General features: G+C 64.6%; 20 protein-coding genes and 2 pseudogenes. 8 read left to right on the top strand and 14 right to left on the bottom strand.

What is annotated here, in order from left to right:
- Nucleotides 1–10: 10 nt before the first annotated feature.
- From FGK64_RS10900 to FGK64_RS10885, 4 genes are all read right to left on the bottom strand, one after another.
- Nucleotides 11–340 carry a sarcosine oxidase subunit delta gene (locus tag FGK64_RS10900; protein ID WP_138863812.1) on the bottom strand — a complete coding sequence of 110 codons (330 nt, stop codon included), beginning with the start codon at nt 338–340 and terminating at the stop codon, nt 11–13.
- A gap of 216 nt (nt 341–556) precedes the next feature.
- A complete protein-coding gene (locus FGK64_RS10895) occupies nt 557–751 on the bottom strand; it encodes a hypothetical protein (protein WP_138863811.1) in 195 nt (64 codons plus the stop codon).
- 147 nt (nt 752–898) lie between these two features.
- On the bottom strand, nt 899–1,249 hold the full coding sequence (locus tag FGK64_RS10890; RefSeq protein ID WP_138863810.1) for a hypothetical protein: 351 nt from the start codon (nt 1,247–1,249) through the stop codon (nt 899–901).
- A 133-nt stretch (nt 1,250–1,382) separates the two neighbouring features.
- Entirely contained in the window at nt 1,383–2,627 is a 1,245-nt protein-coding gene (locus tag FGK64_RS10885) for a sarcosine oxidase subunit beta family protein (protein ID WP_138863809.1), read from the bottom strand.
- 221 nt (nt 2,628–2,848) lie between these two features.
- On the opposite strand from FGK64_RS10885, the gene ccmI reads away from it, so the two are divergent.
- The 3 genes from ccmI to FGK64_RS10870 are packed head-to-tail and all read left to right on the top strand — an operon-like array spanning nt 2,849 to nt 4,772.
- A complete protein-coding gene (gene ccmI / locus FGK64_RS10880; protein ID WP_138863808.1) occupies nt 2,849–4,060 on the top strand; it encodes a c-type cytochrome biogenesis protein CcmI in 1,212 nt (403 codons plus the stop codon).
- Nucleotides 4,057–4,533, top strand: coding sequence for a Holliday junction resolvase RuvX (ruvX, locus tag FGK64_RS10875; RefSeq protein WP_138863807.1), 477 nt, complete (start codon nt 4,057–4,059; stop codon nt 4,531–4,533). The genes ccmI and ruvX overlap by 4 nt, the downstream gene beginning before the upstream one ends.
- Complete coding sequence (locus FGK64_RS10870; protein ID WP_138863806.1) at nt 4,533–4,772, top strand: DUF1289 domain-containing protein; 240 nt, start codon at nt 4,533–4,535, stop codon at nt 4,770–4,772. The genes ruvX and FGK64_RS10870 overlap by 1 nt, the downstream gene beginning before the upstream one ends.
- A 1-nt stretch (nt 4,773) precedes the next feature.
- On the opposite strand, the gene FGK64_RS10865 is transcribed toward FGK64_RS10870, so the two are convergent.
- A complete protein-coding gene (locus FGK64_RS10865) occupies nt 4,774–5,598 on the bottom strand; it encodes a sulfite exporter TauE/SafE family protein (protein WP_138864293.1) in 825 nt (274 codons plus the stop codon).
- 164 nt (nt 5,599–5,762) lie between these two features.
- On the opposite strand from FGK64_RS10865, the gene FGK64_RS10860 reads away from it, so the two are divergent.
- On the top strand, nt 5,763–6,950 hold the full coding sequence (locus tag FGK64_RS10860) for a multidrug effflux MFS transporter (protein WP_138863805.1): 1,188 nt from the start codon (nt 5,763–5,765) through the stop codon (nt 6,948–6,950).
- A 111-nt stretch (nt 6,951–7,061) separates the two neighbouring features.
- Here the strand turns inward: FGK64_RS10860 and dusA are convergent, their stop codons facing one another.
- The 5 genes and pseudogenes from dusA to FGK64_RS10835 form a co-directional block, all read right to left on the bottom strand.
- The gene (dusA, locus tag FGK64_RS10855; protein WP_171054036.1) at nt 7,062–8,108 is read right to left on the bottom strand and encodes a tRNA dihydrouridine(20/20a) synthase DusA; all 1,047 of its coding nucleotides are present in this window, start codon (nt 8,106–8,108) and stop codon (nt 7,062–7,064) included.
- A gap of 352 nt (nt 8,109–8,460) precedes the next feature.
- Nucleotides 8,461–8,739: pseudogene (locus FGK64_RS10850) on the bottom strand (hypothetical protein); the annotation flags it as partial.
- A 352-nt stretch (nt 8,740–9,091) separates the two neighbouring features.
- Nucleotides 9,092–9,297 (bottom strand): annotated as a pseudogene (locus tag FGK64_RS22825) (FAD-binding protein); the annotation flags it as partial.
- Nucleotides 9,298–9,337: 40 nt separating this feature from the next.
- Nucleotides 9,338–9,799: a group III truncated hemoglobin gene (locus FGK64_RS10840; protein WP_210236563.1), complete on the bottom strand. Its 462-nt coding sequence runs from the start codon at nt 9,797–9,799 to the stop codon at nt 9,338–9,340.
- On the bottom strand, nt 9,796–10,461 hold the full coding sequence (locus tag FGK64_RS10835) for a helix-turn-helix transcriptional regulator (RefSeq protein WP_138863802.1): 666 nt from the start codon (nt 10,459–10,461) through the stop codon (nt 9,796–9,798). Before FGK64_RS10835 ends, FGK64_RS10840 begins: the two co-directional genes overlap by 4 nt.
- Before the next feature lie 89 nt (nt 10,462–10,550).
- On the opposite strand from FGK64_RS10835, the gene FGK64_RS22150 reads away from it, so the two are divergent.
- From FGK64_RS22150 to FGK64_RS10820, 4 genes are read left to right on the top strand one after another with little or no spacing between them, the layout of a single operon-like run.
- Nucleotides 10,551–10,700, top strand: coding sequence for a hypothetical protein (locus FGK64_RS22150; protein WP_171054034.1), 150 nt, complete (start codon nt 10,551–10,553; stop codon nt 10,698–10,700).
- Nucleotides 10,701–10,751: 51 nt separating this feature from the next.
- Nucleotides 10,752–11,096: a ferredoxin FdxA gene (gene fdxA, locus FGK64_RS10830; protein WP_138863801.1), complete on the top strand. Its 345-nt coding sequence runs from the start codon at nt 10,752–10,754 to the stop codon at nt 11,094–11,096.
- A complete protein-coding gene (locus FGK64_RS10825; protein ID WP_138863800.1) occupies nt 11,093–11,608 on the top strand; it encodes a flavin reductase family protein in 516 nt (171 codons plus the stop codon). The genes fdxA and FGK64_RS10825 overlap by 4 nt, the downstream gene beginning before the upstream one ends.
- Before the next feature lie 37 nt (nt 11,609–11,645).
- Nucleotides 11,646–12,011 carry a DoxX family protein gene (locus tag FGK64_RS10820; protein ID WP_138863799.1) on the top strand — a complete coding sequence of 122 codons (366 nt, stop codon included), beginning with the start codon at nt 11,646–11,648 and terminating at the stop codon, nt 12,009–12,011.
- Between the two features lie 163 nt (nt 12,012–12,174).
- Here the strand turns inward: FGK64_RS10820 and FGK64_RS10815 are convergent, their stop codons facing one another.
- From FGK64_RS10815 to FGK64_RS10800, 4 genes are read right to left on the bottom strand one after another with little or no spacing between them, the layout of a single operon-like run.
- Nucleotides 12,175–13,617: an ABC transporter ATP-binding protein gene (locus FGK64_RS10815; protein WP_138863798.1), complete on the bottom strand. Its 1,443-nt coding sequence runs from the start codon at nt 13,615–13,617 to the stop codon at nt 12,175–12,177.
- Complete coding sequence (locus FGK64_RS10810) at nt 13,614–14,426, bottom strand: ABC transporter permease (RefSeq protein WP_210236562.1); 813 nt, start codon at nt 14,424–14,426, stop codon at nt 13,614–13,616. Before FGK64_RS10810 ends, FGK64_RS10815 begins: the two co-directional genes overlap by 4 nt.
- On the bottom strand, nt 14,423–15,352 hold the full coding sequence (locus FGK64_RS10805; RefSeq protein WP_138863797.1) for an ABC transporter permease: 930 nt from the start codon (nt 15,350–15,352) through the stop codon (nt 14,423–14,425). Before FGK64_RS10805 ends, FGK64_RS10810 begins: the two co-directional genes overlap by 4 nt.
- Nucleotides 15,349–16,848 carry an ABC transporter substrate-binding protein gene (locus tag FGK64_RS10800; protein ID WP_138863796.1) on the bottom strand — a complete coding sequence of 500 codons (1,500 nt, stop codon included), beginning with the start codon at nt 16,846–16,848 and terminating at the stop codon, nt 15,349–15,351. Before FGK64_RS10800 ends, FGK64_RS10805 begins: the two co-directional genes overlap by 4 nt.
- Between the last annotated feature and the right edge of the window lie 3 nt (nt 16,849–16,851).

The following is a 16,851-nucleotide window of genomic DNA, read 5'->3' as shown; positions in this document are numbered from 1 at the left end:
GCGGGGCGGGTCATTTGAACAACCGCCATTTCCAGCCGGGCGCAACGCCCGAGATTTTCTGGCGGATCGCTTCGGGCGGCTCGGTCGTCTGCGCCGAGTAAGTGCCGTAAACCTCGAGCGTCACGGTATTGCGCGCGGCGTGGAACCACTTGCCGCAGCCATGCGAATGGCGCCAGCGTTCGAAATGCACCCCGCGCGGGTTTTCACGCCGGAACAGATAACCCTCAAACTCGTCATCCGACGACTCCGGGCCAAAGCGTTTCAGATGCGCCTCGCCACCGGCTGTCAGCTCGGTTTCATCCGCAAGGACACCGCAACAGGGACATTCAAGGATCAGCATGGCAGACCTCCGGTCAGGCAGGCGGATGCATTCGGCCGGGGCCGGGCATCAGCTGGAAAGTGGGGAGTGATAAGGGGAGAGTTCGCGTGGCAGGCCACAAATGCGTGGCCCGAAACGGGAAAAGGACGGGCACGAGGCGGGCCCATCCTGAACTCTTTAAATCTACTTACTGGTTGCGCGGCGCAGCCTGCGCCGCCTGCGAGGGGCAGGCCCCCGTCAGTTTCCGGAAACTTCGCCTTCGATGGCTTGGCCGCCGGGCAATTCGATACGGATGTCAGGCTGATCGCTTGAGGGCAGACCATTGCCGAAGGCAAGCCAGACCACAACACCAAGCGCGACGACGACGCCGCCAAGGATGAAGGCAAGCCCCGTTGTCCCGGCGCTCGACGTTGTGTTTGATTGGTAAGACATACTGTCGCTCTTTTGTTGCTGCTTCTTGTATGCGCAACAGATGCCGGGGCGAATTGGTTCCCGCAGTTTGGCGACTTTTTCACGAAATTCCGAAAAAAAGCATCGGGTTGCCCGCTATGGGGCAACCCCGGGACGCGCGCTCGCGCCTTAGTTGTTTTCGACGGGTGCAGCCGGTGCGGTTTCAGCCGGAGCAGCCGAGTCTGCAGCAGGTGCAGCCGAGTCAGCCGCCGGGGCTGCGGCGTCCGGAGTTGCCGTTTGCGCTGCCGGGGCGTCGGCGCCTTCGACGGTGACGGACACGTCGCCGGCATCGGTGCCGGTTGCAACCGGTGCAGTATCGGCGCCAGCGAACAACCAGAACAGGACAAGAGCCGCGACGACAAGGCCGCCAACGATGAAGGCAATGCCTGTGCCCGAGCTTTCTTTGCGTTCAATACGCTCGCGCTCGACGTAGGTGCCGTTGTTGCTGTATTCAGTTCCGTGCAGATCAGGGTTGGCCATGGTGCTTCCTCCTTCGTGTTTACGATTGGGAGAACAACACCATGAACCCGGGCACGGTTCCGGGCACCGCCATAGGATGCGCAGGAACCCGCCGAACGGCGTGGAGCTGAAGATATGTGGCAGCAGGCGCCCATCAGTGGGCAACCCCTGCCGCGACGCTTTCGTCGATGAACTTGCCGACGCGGAACCGGTCGAGCGAGAATTCCTCGGCCAACGGAGACCGCCCCTGCGCCATCAGCTCGGCCATAGCCCAGCCGGAACCGGGGATTGCCTTGAACCCGCCGGTGCCCCAGCCACAGTTCACGAAACAGCCCTCAATGGGCGTTTTCGACAGAATAGGCGAGCGGTCGCCGGTCATGTCCACGATACCGCCCCACTGGCGCAGCATCTTGAGCCGGGAAATCATCGGGAAGGTTTCGATCAGGGCGCGGACGGTTTCCTCGATATGGTGGAAGCTGCCGCGCTGGGTGTAGTTGTTGAACCCGTCGGTGCCGCCGCCGATCACCATTTCGCCCTTGTCGGACTGGCTCATGTAGCCGTGCACCGTGTTGGCCATCACGACCACATCCATGCAGGGCTTGATCGGTTCCGATACCAGCGCCTGCAGCGCAAGGCTTTCAATCGGCAGGCGGAACCCCGCCTGTTCGGCCAGAACGCCGGAATGGCCCGCAACGACGATGCCCAGCTTGGCACAGTCGATCGGGCCCTTGGTGGTGTCGACGCCGCGCACCTTGCCGTTTTCGCTGCGGATGCCGGTGACCTCGCATTTCTGGATAATGTCCATGCCCATGGCCGAACAGGCCCGCGCATACCCCCAGGCCACAGCATCGTGGCGCGCCGTGCCGCCGCGCGGCTGCCACAGCGCGCCCAGCACCGGGTAGCGCGGCCCGTCGAGTTCGATGATCGGGCACAGTTCCTTCACCTCGGCCGGGGTGATGAACCGGGTTTCAACGCCCTGCAGCGCGTTGGCATGGGCCGTGCGCTGATAGCCGCGGATCTCGTGCTGGGTTTGCGCGAGCATCATCACGCCACGCGGGCTGAACATCACGTTATAGTTCAGGTCCTGGCTGAGCGTTTCATACAGGCCGCGCGCCTTTTCATAGATCGCGGCCGACGGGTCCTGCAGATAGTTCGAGCGGATGATGGTGGTGTTGCGGCCCGTGTTGCCGCCGCCCAGCCAGCCCTTTTCGATCACCGCGACATTGGTGATGCCGAAATTCTTGCCAAGGTAATAGGCGGTGGCCAGCCCATGGCCACCCGCGCCCACGATCACCACGTCATAGCGGCGGCGCGGCTCGGGGCTGCGCCAGGCGCGCTCCCATCCCGTGTGAAACCGCAGGGCTTCGCGCGCAACGGCAAAGGCGGAATAGCGTTTCATCTGGTGCACCCCCGGCATGGATTCGGACCTTGGTATCCTACCCCCCGTATCTGGCTCACGCCGCTAAAAAGAGGATACCATGGGCGGCATTCGCGGCATGATTTGCGACATGCCCAAAGATTTGATGTCGCACCCCGGCGGTTGTGACCGTATCGCCCCTTTTGTCATCGGCCTTGCGCGGCTAGACAGACGCAGCAATCGGGCCAAAGGCAGGAGAGCCCATGGTTTTCTGGATCATTCCCGCGCTCGTCGCGCTGGCCGTCGCAGGGCTGATCGCCCGCGTGATGACCGCCTCGCGCGATGCAGGCGACACGACAGCGTCGCATGACATGTCGGTTTATCGCGATCAGCTGGCCGAGATCGAGCGCGACCGCGCGCGCGGCACCATCCCCGAGTCGGAAGCCGAGCAACTGCGCACCGAAGTCGCCCGCCGCATCCTGGCTGCCGACAGCGCCGCACGCGATGCGACATCGGTTTCTGCACCAGCAGGCAAGGCGCCCGCACTGGCGCTTGGCGCGGTTCTCGTCGTTGGAAGCCTTGGGCTCTACGCGTGGCTCGGGGTGCCGGGCTATGGCGATATGGGCTTGCAGACACGCTATGCCATGGCCGAGCGACTGCGCACCGAACGCCCCACTCAGTCTGACGCCGAAGCGCAGACGCCTGCGCAATCCCCGGCGCAGGACCCGGGGCCGGAATACCTGGCGCTTGTGGCACAGCTGCGCGAAACCGTGGCGCAGCGGCCGGATGACCTTCAGGGCAACCAACTGCTGGCGCGTCATGAATCCGCCCTTGGCAACTTTGTCGCTGCCCATGCGGCGCAGGCCCGCGTGATCGACATCAAGGGCGACGGCGCAGGTGCTGGCGATTATGCCAGTTATGCCGATCTTCTGATCCTCGCGGCGGGGGGCTATGTCTCGCCCACTGCGGAACAGGCCTTGAAGGACACGTTGGCCCGCGATCCGCGCAGTGGGCCGGCGCAGTATTACATGGGGCTTCTTGAGGCCCAGAACGCCCGGCCCGACCGTGCCTTTCGCATATGGAACAGGCTGCTGCAGGCCAGCCCGCCAGATGCGCCCTGGGTCCCCGCGATCCGGTCGCAAATCGCCGATGCCGCGCGGCTGGCGGGCGTCGACTACGCCCTGCCTGCGCAGGCCTCCGGCCCAACGGCCGAAGATGTCGCCAATGCCGCCGAACTGGACGACGCTGGCCGACAAGAGATGATTCAAGGTATGGTCGAGGGGTTGGCCGCCCGGCTCGCAGAAGAAGGGGGCCCGGCACCGGAGTGGGCTCGGCTGATCGCGGCGCTTGGCGTGTTGGGCGAGGTGGACCGCGCCCGTGCCATCGCAGATGAGGCGCGCAACCGCTTTGCCGGTGACAGCGCTGCGCTGGAGCAGATAGAACAGGCCGCACAGCGCGCAGGGATAGCTGAATGATCCACGACGATTTTGCCGAATTCGCCGCCGCCTGCCCGCCGATGCGCGCCATCGCCGGGCTGGACCTTGGCACCAAGACCATCGGCGTGGCCCTGTCCGACCGTATCCGCTCGGTCGCGACTCCGGTCGAGACGGTGAAGCGGCGCAAGTTCACGCTGGACGCCGAGGCGCTCGAGGCGATTTTTGCCGCGCGCGAGGTGGGGGCCGTTCTGCTGGGCCTGCCGCGCAACATGGACGGCACCGAGGGCCCCCGCTGTCAGGCCACGCGCGCCTTTGCCCGCAACCTTGCGGCGCGGATCGACCTGCCGATCGGGTTCTGGGACGAACGCCTGTCGACCGTCGCTGCCGAGCGCGCGCTGCTCGAGGCCGATACCTCGCGCCGCCGTCGTGCCGAGGTGATCGACCACGTTGCCGCCAGTTTCATCCTGCAAGGCGCGCTGGACCGGATGCGCCATCTGGAGCGCGAGGGCTGATGGCGGAAGAGGTCTGGAAACGCGACGAGGTCGACTCTCCCTGCGTGAAAATCTGCGTGGTGCATCCGGTGGAACGGATTTGCACCGGTTGCCTGCGCAGCATCGACGAAATCGCCCGCTGGTCGCGGATGAGCGCCGAGGAACGCCGCGCCGTCATGGCAGAGCTGCCTGCGCGCGCGCCACGGCTGGCGAAACGCCGGGGCGGACGCGCGGCGCGGATGTCGCGCGGCGAGGGTTAATCTACCACCCCAGCGCCTTGCGCAGCATGTTCAGCGCGACCAGCGTCAGGAACACGGCGAACACCCGCTTCAGCGGTTTCGGGTCCATCGCATGGGCCAGCTTCACCCCCAGCGGAGCCGTGATCAGCGTCATCGCGATCACCACGAAAAAGGCCACAAGGTTGACCGCGCCCACGGTCAGCGGCGGGCGATGTTCGGCGGCGATGGGCAGGAACAGGAAACCGATGACCGAGGGCACCGCGATCAGCACGCCAAAGCCCGCCGCCGTCGCCACCGCACGGTGGATCGGCACGTTGAACAGGCTCATGGTGGGCACGCCGAAGCTGCCCCCGCCGATGCCCATCAGCACCGACATGAACCCCATCAGCGGCGACAGGATCGCGCGTTTCAACCCCTTCGGCATTTCATCGCCCAGTCGCCACGAGGCGCGTCCAAAGCCCATGTAAAGCCCGATCACAATCCCGAAGACCCCGAACACAACCTGAAGCGTGACCGAGCGCAGCGAGGCCGCAACCAGCACGCCAAGGATCGCCCCAATCGCAATACCGGGCGCCCAGGTGCGCAAAATCTCCCAATCCACGGCACCTTTGCGGTTGTGGCTGAGCACTGAGCGCACCGAAGTCACGATGATCGTGGCAAGCGAGGTGGCAAGACACAACTGCATCAGTTGCGGCCCGCCATAGCCCAGCGTCTGAAAGGCATAGAAAAAGGCGGGAACCAGAACGATACCGCCGCCCACGCCCAGCAATCCGGCCAGAACCCCGGCGATGGCACCGATCACCAGCAAAAGGATCAGCATTTCGATCAACAAGGTGGTATCGGGCATGGCGGTGCTTTCGCTGCGTGTCGGTTTGGCGCCATAAAGCGCATGGGCGGGGCGGTCGGCAAGCGCCAAACGTGTGCTATTGGCATATGTCTGCGAGCAGGCTATGGTCGCCACCGAGTCGCCCGGCTTTTGCCCTCTGACGCCTATACCTCAAGGAATATCTCATGCTCCGCACCGGACTTGTTCTGGGCCTGCTGGCATTGGTCGGCCCCTTCGCCATTGACATGTACCTGCCCGCCCTGCCCCGCATCGCCGAGGATTTCGGCACGTCCGAGACAGCTGTGCAGATGACGCTGACCGGCTATTTCATCGCTTTCGGCCTGGCGCAGATGATCTATGGACCGATGGCCGACCGTTATGGCCGCCGCTTGCCCATCCTTCTGGGTCTGGCCGTGTTCACGCTTGGCTCGCTTGGCGCGACGCTGGCTGGGTCGGTAGAATCGCTGGTCGCATGGCGCGCGTTCCAGGGGTTGGGAGGCGCCGCGCTGATGGTGGTGCCGCGCGCCATTGTACGCGACATGTACACCGGCCCCGAGGCGACCAAGCTGATGGCGATGATCATGCTGGTGATCGCGGTCTCGCCGATGCTGGCCCCGCTGGCGGGCAGCGGCGTGATCGCCGTGTCGGGCTGGCGCATGGTGTTTGCCGTGCTCTGCGTTCTGGCTGTGCTGGCGCTGATCCTGACGGTGACGCTGCAACCCGAAACCCTGCCGGCCGAGCGGCGCACCCCGATTTCTCCGCGCGCCTTGCTGCACGGATCGGCCCATCTGCTGCGCGATGGCGGCTTCATGGGCCTGACACTGATCGGCGGCTTTGGCATGGCGAGCTTTTTCGTCTTCATCGCCTCGGCTCCCTTTGTTTATGTCACGCAGTTCGGGCTGACGCCGACCGGCTTTTCCATCGCCTTCGCGGTGAATGCGATCGGCTTCTTCACCGCCTCGCAAATGGCTGGATACCTGGGCGAAAAGCTGGGGATGCGACGGCTGGTGCGGTTCGGGATTTTCGGATTCTCGGGTTTTGCTTTGGCTCTGCTGGGAGCGGCGCTGGCCGGTCAGGCGACCTTGATCGCGATTGCGGTGCTGTTGTTTCTGGCCAATGCGTGCCTTGGCGTTGTCATTCCCACCACGATGGTTCTGGCACTGGATGACCATGGCGAACACGCCGGGCTTGCCTCGTCCCTTGGGGGAACGTTGCAGATGCTGGCGGGCGGTTTGATGATCGCGCTGGCGGGGCCGTTCTTTGACGGCACCGCGCTGCCGATGATCGGGGCGATTGCCCTTTGCGCGGTGATCGCGTTGTGTCTGACGCTGGCCATGCTGCCGGGACGGATTGAAGCGGTGCAAGGGTCGTAACGGGGTAGGACATCTGCCTCTGCCGACGGGAGGCGGAAATGGACAAAAGGGGGCTCTGCCCCCGTCCCTACGGGACTCCCCCGGAGTATTTCCGGAATATTGAAAGGGCGATCAGAGGGTTTCGGCCGTTGTGGCTTCTGCTTCGGTGCGGGCCGTTTGGGCTGCATCGACCACCTCGAGCCCGGCGCCAGGGCGATGCGCCCCTTCGGACAGGTGGCGGCGCCAGATGCGGGCGCCGGGACGGCCCGTGAACAGGCCCAGCATGTGGCGGCTGATCTGGTGCAATTTCCCGCCTTGTTCCAGGTGCGCCGCGATATAGGGGCGCATTGCGGTGACCACCTTGTCAGGATCGGCTGCCGTACCCTGGCCGTAAATCTCCGGATCGGCCCGTGAGAGAACCGAGGCCGGGTCATGATAGGCCGCGCGCCCGATCATCACACCGTCGATGCCACGATCGAGGAAGCCCTGCGCCTGATCGAGCGTGGTGATGCCGCCGTTGACCGACAGGTGCAAGTTTGGAAAGCGATCTTTCATGCGCAGGACAAGATCATAGTCCAGTGGCGGAATATCGCGGTTTTCCTTGGGGCTGAGCCCCTGAAGCCAGGCTTTGCGCGCGTGCACCGTGACCCGGGACACACCGGCATCCGCGATCTGCTGCAGGAAATCGGGCAGCACGGTTGCCGGTGTCTGATCGTCGATGCCAATGCGGCATTTTACGGTGATCTCGGCCCTGTCGCCGACCGACTGCGCCATGGCGGAGACACAGGCGGCCACGCGGGCCGGGTCAGCCATCAACACCGCGCCGAAAAGCCCGGATTTCACCCGGTCGGACGGGCAACCGCAATTGAGGTTGATTTCGGGATAGCCGGCGTCTGCGCCAAGGGCGGCCGCCTCGGCCAGTTCGCCGGGATCGGAGCCGCCGAGTTGCAACGCCACTGGCTGTTCCCGCGCGTCATGATCCAGCAGATGTGTTGCACCGCCCCGAACCAGCGCCGGGGCCGTCACCATTTCGGTATAGAGCAACGTCCGCGCGCTGAACTGGCGGTGCAGGAACCGGCAGTGGCGATCCGTCCAATCCATCATCGGCGCCACGCTCAGGCGTGCAGCACTTCGGACCTTAGAAACCCTTTGCCTTACCGGCTCTTCGCGCATTGTCATCCGACCTGACGTCCTTGAGTTGTGGGCCTTTTGGCCCCGTTTTCGGGGCTGGTGCAACCCAATGATGCCTTGATCCCGAATTATTGCACCGTAATTTGCCTCATCCCGGGTTTGGCCCGGTTACCCAGACGGAGGGGCATTGCCACGGGGGCGTCAAGGTTGTCCACTTCTCCAGAACACCCCGACTGACTCCACATAGCCGCGCTTGGGTGCCGTATCGCGGGGTGGCCAGCGTCTGCTTTCCAGGATCTGCTAAGCGGGTCTGCTCTGGCCAACCGGCGACCGAATTGCATGTAAGAAGCTGCTCGCTCGCAGACTTCGCGCACCAGTACCGCGGCACAGGCGTCCGCCGCTAATACATTGTCTTTGGCTCTTGCTCCAGTCTGACACCGTAACGAGCCTGGACCGCGGTGCGGGCCTGCGCGGCGAAGATCGTCACATCGTCAAAGCTGGCGTCACGCTGGTTCACAAGGACGAGGGCGTGTCGCTCATAAAACCCGGCGCCGCCCAGATGGGCACCTTTGAAGCCACAGGCATCGAGCAGCCAACCAGCCGAGAGTTTCACGCCGCCATCGACGGGATGCGCCGGCATCGTTGGGCATGTGTCTGCAAGCTGAGCGGACACGACCGGATTGGTAAAAAAATCCGGCGTTACCCGTCAAGCGCCAGTCTGGTATCCGCGATCCGCGGCGCGTCAGAACAGCCTGCATGACGTCTGCCGGGTCGCTTCTTTTTGGAAGGGTCCGCAAGCCCGCATAGCTGCGGACGGCTTGCCAAGGACGCGGCAACAGAAGCGACACTTCAAGCACAATGCAGTGGCCCGGCTCGGCCTTGAAAGGGCTTCCGCGAGACCCGAAGGCACAGTCCGACTTGGCAAACCGGACATTGCACCCGGTCGTAATGCCGATAGCCACCAGTGCCTCGAAGACATCGCTCCGGTTCACCCCGTAAGCGCCAATATTCTGAACCGGCGCAGCCCCGACAGTCCCGGGATTGCCGGCAAGGTTTTCCAAGCCCCCCACGCCCTGCGCGACGGTCCAGCGCACAAGATCGCCCCAGGTTCCCCTGCCCGGGCGGTCACGCGGAAGCTATCGGGTAATTCCTGAATTCGGCGCCCGCGCAAGTGCATCAGGCCGACGACAGCCCTGACATCCGGGGCAAGCACCACATTGCTGCCGCCCCCAAGCATGTGAAACGGCAGGCCGGCCTGTCGCGCGAAGGCAATGGCCTCAAGGATAGGGCTCACGCGTCAAGGGTGCGTGAAAAACCAGGTCCTTCTTTCGGTGCATCGCGATGTTGATCCGGAACGCCTCGGCAATGCGCTCGGAGCGCGCGACGAAGAGCTGTGCCGTTTTCGGCGGGCAAAGCATTTCGACGGTGTGCCGGAACAGGGCCAGCCAGCGGCGGAAATGGACGTCCGACAGTTCTGGGATCGCAAGGTGCTTGGGCATAGGACGCCCGTCGTAGGTGCGCGTTCCCAAAAGGGTCGAACACCAGAAGGTTTCAATCCGGGCCAGGTGATGGTGCCACTGGGCATCCGGGACATGCGCCCGGAAAACCGGGCCGATCACCGGATCCTCACGGGCTGTGGCGTAAAAGTGGTGAACGACGTCGTGGATCATCGCCTCGTCCAACCCCTCGTCGACGGCCTCCGGCGACCGTGGCACAGGCGCCCGGGGCTGTTCGCTCATTCCGTGGCCTCGCGGATGACATAGGTGCAGCGGCGACCGCCGCTGACGATGTGTTGCACCCGTTCGACCGAGGCACCTGTGCCCAGCACGTTCTGGAACACAGCCTTTTCGGCCCGGCAAAAGCCCTGACAAAACGTCGCTGCCGCGCAAATGGGGCAATGGTTTTCGACCAATAGCAGTTCTCCGGCCTGCCCCTCTTCGGCGCTGGCCATGTAGCCCTCGGCTGTGCGCAATTCGGCCAGCCGGGCAACGCGGTCTTTCAGACTGGCGCAATCCGACATCGCCTCCTTGTACAGCGCCTGAGTGGTCAACTCGCGCGCGCTGATGATGCGATTTAACGCATCCTCGCCCAGAACCTCTGAAATGCTGCGCAGGATGTCCACGGTCAGCGCTGCGTGGCTGTCGGGAAACCGCGCCTGCCCCGCGTCGGTCAGGTGCCAATAGACAGAAGGACGCCCCCGTCCGGCGGCGCGACGCTCATCCGAAACAAGACCGTCTTCGGCGAGTTTCAGCAGTTGCTGTCGCGCGGCCTCTCCGGTGATCCCAAGGCGCTCGCCCACCTGCGCAGAGGTCAGCGCGCCGCGCATCTTCAGCACCATCAGGATCCGCTCGGCAGGGGCCCGTGGCGACCAGCCGTGTTTATCCAAGTCATCGCTTGACATAATGCCTCCAATGTTTTTCAAAGCATTAACTTGATTAAATATCGAAATGCACCGCGCGATGCAACCGCGCCTGTAAACGGAGACAGCGAATGGCCTTTGTCCTGCTCAGTCTGACCTATGGCAACCCTGCCTTGGCCGATCTCGGCAAGAGCCAGAAACCGCTGGAACCTCAGTATGATAGGCATCAGCTGACCGATATCACCGCGCTGAACGCCTTCGACAAACCCAACCTTGCCTGATCGCGGGCACGCCGTGCGCTTTAACGCGCGGCGGAATAATTCCGGGACCCCATGACATACGTCGTTACCGAGAACTGCATCGCCTGCAAGTACACCGACTGCGTCGATGTTTGCCCCGTGGATTGCTTTTACGAGGGCGAGAACATGCTGGTGATACACCCCGAGGAGTGCATTGACTGCGGCGTCTGCGAACCCGAATGCCCAGCTGACGCGATCCGCCCCGACACCGACGCCGAGGCAGGGAGCTGGGTCGAATTCAATCGCAGATACGCCGAGATTTGGCCCGTCATCATCGAAGCGCGCGAACCGCCCGCGAATGCAGACTCCATGGACGGCGAGGCCGACAAGCTGAAGACACATTTCTCGCCGAACGCGGGACAGGGAAGCGGATCATGACACTCCACACCACTCCAGCGGTTTCCAGTGCCGGAATCCAGCAGGATTTTCGCGATGCGATGGCGGCGCTCGCCGCAACCACCTGTGTCGTCACGTGCCACGAAAACGGCGCACGGTGGGGACGAACGGTCACGGCCGTCTTCTCACTTGCGGTCGAACCGCCGGCGATCCTCGTGTCGATCCGTGCCGACTCGGAACTTGCGGATATGATCTGCCGAACCGCCGGTTTCTCCTTTGCCATGCTCTCGGAGTCCCAGCACGCGGTGGCCGACGCCTTCGCAGGCAAGGTCGCGCGCGCCGAGCGCTTCCAGCACGGAGACTGGGGAAGTTGGCCCTCTGGTATGCCCCGACTAAGCGGCGCTGTCGCGGCGATGGATTGTACCCTCGGGAAACATTTGGAAACCAGTGGCCACATCCTCTTTGTCGGTCACCCGCAGAACATAACGCTAGATGGCAAAGTCCGCCCCCTTATCTGGCACGATCGAACCTTCAACACTGTCCAGCCCCTCTGATGAAGCGGCCTGACGCCATAAGACCGGAGAACACCTTATGAAATCAATTCCTTGGCGCCACATTTTCGCAGCCCTGATTGCTGCCTTTTTTGTTCTTGGCGGCACCATGAACATCTTCGCCTCCGAGCAAATTCAGGCGGATTATACCCGTTGGGGGTATCCGGGCTGGTTCCATTACCTCACCGGCATTCTGGAGTGGACTGCGGCGGTGCTGATCGCACTGCCTGCAACGCGCCTGATTGGCAGCCTTCTTGCAGCCGGTGTGATGGCATCGGCGGCTGGCACGGTTCTGCTGAACGGCGAATTCAGCCACGCCATCGCGCCGCTGGTCGTGCTGGTGATCGTCGCGATCAATTTCTGGGTTACCTGGCGCGCCAACAACCGGCTGGCAGCCCCGGTCTGACATTCCCGGGTGACCGGCTCCAACCTGACTGAAATTTCCTTGCGCCCTGCCTGCGACAGACAGGGCGCAAGGAACACGCCAGCCTCAGGTCAGGACCACGGCGGCAAAAGCCAAAACCAGCCGTTCCGTGATACGTTCTGTCATTGCCGATAGGTCCACGGCGTCATTGCAACGCCCGCGCGACACGCGGCGGGGTCACATCCACGTTTGCCGCATCGGGTCCAAGCGACAGCACATGGTCCGCCGTCCGGGCTACCAGCGCCGGATCATGGCTGACCAGCATGATGGCACAGCCCTCGGTCTCGGCCATATCGCAGAGCAGGTCGATCACCTGCTTCTGCGTGATGGGATCGAGGCGCGAGGTCGGTTCGTCCGCAAAGATGAACTTCGGCCGGACGAGCAGCAGGCGCAGCAGGGCCAGCCGCTGAAGCTCTCCTCCCGACACGGCATCGGGCCTGCGTGTCAGCAGCACGGGGGCAAGACCGAGGCGCGGCATCAGCGCGTCGATCCGCGCTTGCGACTGGCCGTGGCGGCGGGCGACGTCGAGGAGCGTTGGCTCAAGGGTCCGGTGGCGGGGAAAGGCCGCGACGGGATCCTGGTAGAGCTTCTGGAACGCCGTGGCGGTCAGACCTTTGGCCTTGTCCACACGGCCTTCGGAAGCACGGAGCAGCCCCAGCACCACATCGCCAAGTGTGGATTTGCCACAACCGGACGGCCCGGTGACACCAAGGATGCGACCCTCGGCCAGGTCAAACGACAGTCCCGAGAAGAGCCGCGCCCCGCCCCGGTCCGCTGCCAGCCCGGTCGCGGTCAGCACGGGCGCCCCGGGCGCCGCTGGTGTCCGCAGCGCCCAGTTTTCCGGATCGGCGGCAATCAGATCACGGGTATAGGCCTGCGTCGGTGCGCCCATCACGGACGCGGTCGCGCCGGTCTCAACGACGCGACCTTCGCGCAGAACGATCATCCGCCCGCCAACACGCCTCGCCAGTGCCAGATCGTGGGTGATGACCAGCAACCCGCCGCCGCGCGCCAGTTCGGCGAGCAGCAGGTCCGCCACCTCGTCCCGCCTTGCGGCGTCCAGACCCTTGGTCGGTTCATCCGCGATGACGACCCGTGCGCCCCCGGCCCGTGCGGCAGCGATGGCAACGCGCTGCGCCATGCCGCCCGACAACTCGTGCGGGTAGCGGGCACCAGCGCCGCTCAGGCCTAGCCGGTCAAGGTCGCTGGTCGCCTGTGCCCGCGCCTCCCCTTTCCCCAGACCTCGCACCAGCCGATGCGCCTCGGCCACTTGGCCAGAGGCGCGCATCAGCGGATCGAGTGACAGCCAGGGCTCCTGCGGCAGCACCGCGATCTGGCGGCCCCAGAGCGGGCGGAACCCGTTGGGCCGTGCCGCATCCAGCAGGTGATCGCCCAAGGCCACCCGGCCCCGCGCCGTCAGGTCCCGCGGCAGGGTGCCCATGATGGCTTGTGCCAGAAGCGATTTGCCCGACCCGGTTTCGCCCAGAATGACCAGCGGCTCGCCGGGTTCCAGATGCAGCGATACGGGGTGCAGGATCGGCGTTCCGCCCTGCGACACCGTAATGTCTTCGGCGTTCAATAGGGTCATGTCTCGCGGCTCCCGGCCAGAAGGGTCAGGCTCAGAAGCAGGGCGAAGGTGGCGATCACGGGCGACAGCAACGCCATAGGTGCCTCGCGCCAGTAGGGCAGCAGTTCCACCATCATCAGGCCCAGTTCCGGCGTCGGAGCGCGCATGCCCACGTGCACGAAGCCAAGCGCGGCGATGGCCATGATCGCGGTTGCGGTGCCAAACGCCGCCGCCGTCAGCATCATGGGCGCGATTTCCGGCCAGATGTGGGTGCGGAAGATGTAGATTGGCCCGAAGCCCAGCAGCCGCGTCGCCTGCACTGCGGGCGAGACCAACACCTCGCGCGTGGCCGCACGGGTCAGGCGGAAGAACTCGACCCACAGCACAAGCGACAAGCCAGCCCAGAAGCCAAATGCCGTGCCGGGCAAGATGGCCAGCACGATGAGCACCAGCAGAAGCCCCGGCAGCGCCAGCAATGCGTCAGCCAGGGTGGTCAGGATTCGGTCGGTCCAGCCGCCTCGCGCGGCTGCCACGGTGCCAAGGACCAAGCCGGCAAGCCCGGCGCTCAGCACCGCGGCTATCGCGATGGCAGGTGACAGGCGCAGAGCATGCGCCAGCCGGTGAAAGATCGACCGCCCAAGGTGGTCATAGCCAAGCGGCGCCCCCGGCTCCGGCCCCGAGAGCGCCTTCATCAGTGATTGCGCGAAAGGATCACCCGGCACGGCCAGCGGACCGATCAGGGAAAAGACCAGCACGGTGGCCACCAGCGTGGCGCCGATCCAGCGCGTGGCATGGCCCGCGGGACGCGGGATCATCACGGCGTCACTCATGTGGCTCTCCTTGGATCGATGCGCTGCGTGAGAACGTCGATGACGGCGTTGATGAGAACAAAGCTCAGCCCCAGGCACAGCGCCGTGCCCTGCACCATCGGCACATCGCGGGAAAAGATCGCGTGCACCAGTGCATGGCCAATGCCGGGCCAGCCAAAGACCGCCTCGACCACCACGACGCCCTCGACAAGCGTCACGAACTGAAGCCCGAGATAGGTCAGCAGCGGCACCGAGACGTTGCGCAGCCCGTGCCGCCACAGCGTCTGATGCGGACTCAGCCCCTTCCACTGGGCAAAGCTGTAAAATGGCATTGCGCCGATCCGCGCCATGGCGTCCCGCGCGATCCGTGCGTTGACGGCGGCCAGTCCAAGTGCCAGCGCCAGGGCAGGCAGGATGAAGTGCCGCGCCTCGCCATGCCCGGCGGCGGGCAGCAGACGGAACTGCACCGACAGGATCAGGATAAGGATCAGGGCCATCAGGAACTGCGGCACAGCCTTCAGCCCGGTGGATACGACCAGAAGCAGCCGGTCGAGCACGCCACCGGGCCGGAGCCCGGCAAGGATGCCCAGTGGCGGCCCGAGGACCAGCGACAAAAGCACGGCGACCCCGGCCAGCGCCATCGACGCGCCCAGCTGATGCCCGATCTCTTCAATCACCGGGTTGCCGGTGACCAGAGAGGTGCCGAAATCCAGTCGCAGCAGATCACCCAGCCAGCTCAGAAAGGCGGGCAGCGCCGGACCGCCAAGCCCGAGTTCATCGCGCACCGCATCGGCGGCAGCGGTGTCGACATTGTCGTAACCATACCGACCGGCGGCGATCCGATAGGCCGCATCACCTGGCAGGGCGCGCATCATAGCAAATGTAGCGGCCCCGATCAGGACCGCCACCATAAGGGCCTGAATGCCCCGTGTTATCAACGTGTTCATTGCGCCAGCGTCAGATCCGACAGGCCAAAGCTCCGTTCCCATGGGTCGATCACCGTGCCCTCGACGCCCGTGGCCACGGCCAGCGTCTGACGATACCAGGCGATCGGGATGATCGGCAGCTCGGTTTGCAGGATTTCGGCGATCCGGGCACGCTCCTTATCTCCGCCGTCGCCACGCCCGACGGCGCGGGCCAGCTCCACGATCTCGTCATTCTGCCAACCCATGGCCCCCCAGTCGCCGGTCGGCGCGTAGTCGGAAAGAACCGTGCCCACAGGGTTCGGGATCAGACCAAAGTTCCGCGCGATCAGACCGAGATCGAGCGATCCGTCCTGATGGCCCGAGCTGATCTCGGAGGAATTGGTGGTGTTGATCGTCAGCTCTACCCCGATGGCGCGAAACTGCTGTTCCAGAACCGATGCCACGAGCGGCAGTTCGGGCCGGTCGGGATAGGTGGTCAGGGTCACGGCAAATCGCCCACCATCCCGGGTCAGGATGCCGTCGTTGCCAGTGGCCCAGCCCAGATCGGCCAGCAGTGCCTTGGCCGCCTCGGGGTCATAGGCCAAGGGGGCAAGGCTATCGTCGTGCCAGTCCCCGACTGACGGCGGGAACAGCTGGGTCGCCCCTTCGGGATAGCGCAGAACAGCTTTGGCGATGGCCTCCCGGTCGATGGCCAGCGACAGCGCTTGCCGCGCCTCAGGTTCCGACAAGGCGGGATGGCTTGCGTTCACCTTGATCAGCAGCGTGCGCGGTATCGCGACGGAATGCACGGTGGCCGCATCCGACATGCCCAGTCGCGCGACCGAGGCGGGATCCAGACCGAATACAAAGTCCGCCTCGCCGGATTCGGCCATCAGCGCGCGCGTCTCGACCCGGCTGACGGCGGCGTAGCTGACCATCGGCACATGCGGCGCGCTGCCCCAATAGTCGGCGAAGGCTTCGGCTTTCAGGCCTAGTGGCGGGGCCAGATCGGTGATCCTGTAAGGCCCGGTACCGATGACACGGACCCCAGCGCCATCCGCGCCATAGGCGGCGGGTGCGAGAATCTGCGCGCTGTAGTGGGCGAGGTAAGCCGGGAGCGCGGCAAAGGGTTCGGACAGGGTCATGACAACGGCGCCTTCCCCGGCCTCCATCCCCGTTACAGGGGTCTTCGCAAGCGGACCGGGCTTGGCTCGGGCGATGTCCAGCGCGCTGGCCACGGTGTCTGCCGTCATCGCAGAGCCATCATGGAACTGCACCCCGTCGCGCAGGGTGAAAGTCCAGCTCAGACCGTCCTCGGACGCCGCCCACTCGGTCGCGAGACCGGGCGTTAGCGCGCCCTTGGGATCGGCATTGGTCAGCGTCTCGGCCACGCCCATGCGGGTGAAGATATAGCCCGAGGTCGAGGGCTCGGGCGATTGGATTTCGAATTGCGCAACAACGTCGAGCGTGTTGTCGGCCAGCACGGGCGATGCCGTGGTGATCAGAGCGGCGGCAAGAACTGCCAGGGTATGCTTCATGGT

This window comes from Arenibacterium halophilum, from assembly GCF_005938225.1.
In the GTDB taxonomy this organism is placed as follows: domain Bacteria; phylum Pseudomonadota; class Alphaproteobacteria; order Rhodobacterales; family Rhodobacteraceae; genus Arenibacterium; species Arenibacterium halophilum.
Note: the sequence above shows the minus strand (reverse complement) of the source record. Positions and strands in the feature narration are given on the sequence as shown.

What these genes read in the sequence shown, in the direction of transcription:
- FGK64_RS10900 (WP_138863812.1), bottom strand. Translation starts at nt 340, where the DNA reads ATGCTGATCCTTGAATGTCCCTGTTGCGGTGTCCTTGCGGATGAAACC.
- FGK64_RS10895 (WP_138863811.1), bottom strand. Translation starts at nt 751, where the DNA reads ATGTCTTACCAATCAAACACAACGTCGAGCGCCGGGACAACGGGGCTT.
- FGK64_RS10890 (WP_138863810.1), bottom strand. Translation starts at nt 1,249, where the DNA reads ATGGCCAACCCTGATCTGCACGGAACTGAATACAGCAACAACGGCACC.
- FGK64_RS10885 (WP_138863809.1), bottom strand. Translation starts at nt 2,627, where the DNA reads ATGAAACGCTATTCCGCCTTTGCCGTTGCGCGCGAAGCCCTGCGGTTT.
- ccmI (WP_138863808.1), top strand. Translation starts at nt 2,849, where the DNA reads ATGGTTTTCTGGATCATTCCCGCGCTCGTCGCGCTGGCCGTCGCAGGG.
- ruvX (WP_138863807.1), top strand. Translation starts at nt 4,057, where the DNA reads ATGATCCACGACGATTTTGCCGAATTCGCCGCCGCCTGCCCGCCGATG.
- FGK64_RS10870 (WP_138863806.1), top strand. Translation starts at nt 4,533, where the DNA reads ATGGCGGAAGAGGTCTGGAAACGCGACGAGGTCGACTCTCCCTGCGTG.
- FGK64_RS10865 (WP_138864293.1), bottom strand. Translation starts at nt 5,598, where the DNA reads ATGCCCGATACCACCTTGTTGATCGAAATGCTGATCCTTTTGCTGGTG.
- FGK64_RS10860 (WP_138863805.1), top strand. Translation starts at nt 5,763, where the DNA reads ATGCTCCGCACCGGACTTGTTCTGGGCCTGCTGGCATTGGTCGGCCCC.
- dusA (WP_171054036.1), bottom strand. Translation starts at nt 8,108, where the DNA reads ATGACAATGCGCGAAGAGCCGGTAAGGCAAAGGGTTTCTAAGGTCCGA.
- FGK64_RS10840 (WP_210236563.1), bottom strand. Translation starts at nt 9,799, where the DNA reads ATGAGCGAACAGCCCCGGGCGCCTGTGCCACGGTCGCCGGAGGCCGTC.
- FGK64_RS10835 (WP_138863802.1), bottom strand. Translation starts at nt 10,461, where the DNA reads ATGTCAAGCGATGACTTGGATAAACACGGCTGGTCGCCACGGGCCCCT.
- FGK64_RS22150 (WP_171054034.1), top strand. Translation starts at nt 10,551, where the DNA reads ATGGCCTTTGTCCTGCTCAGTCTGACCTATGGCAACCCTGCCTTGGCC.
- fdxA (WP_138863801.1), top strand. Translation starts at nt 10,752, where the DNA reads ATGACATACGTCGTTACCGAGAACTGCATCGCCTGCAAGTACACCGAC.
- FGK64_RS10825 (WP_138863800.1), top strand. Translation starts at nt 11,093, where the DNA reads ATGACACTCCACACCACTCCAGCGGTTTCCAGTGCCGGAATCCAGCAG.
- FGK64_RS10820 (WP_138863799.1), top strand. Translation starts at nt 11,646, where the DNA reads ATGAAATCAATTCCTTGGCGCCACATTTTCGCAGCCCTGATTGCTGCC.
- FGK64_RS10815 (WP_138863798.1), bottom strand. Translation starts at nt 13,617, where the DNA reads ATGACCCTATTGAACGCCGAAGACATTACGGTGTCGCAGGGCGGAACG.
- FGK64_RS10810 (WP_210236562.1), bottom strand. Translation starts at nt 14,426, where the DNA reads ATGAGTGACGCCGTGATGATCCCGCGTCCCGCGGGCCATGCCACGCGC.
- FGK64_RS10805 (WP_138863797.1), bottom strand. Translation starts at nt 15,352, where the DNA reads ATGAACACGTTGATAACACGGGGCATTCAGGCCCTTATGGTGGCGGTC.
- FGK64_RS10800 (WP_138863796.1), bottom strand. Translation starts at nt 16,848, where the DNA reads ATGAAGCATACCCTGGCAGTTCTTGCCGCCGCTCTGATCACCACGGCA.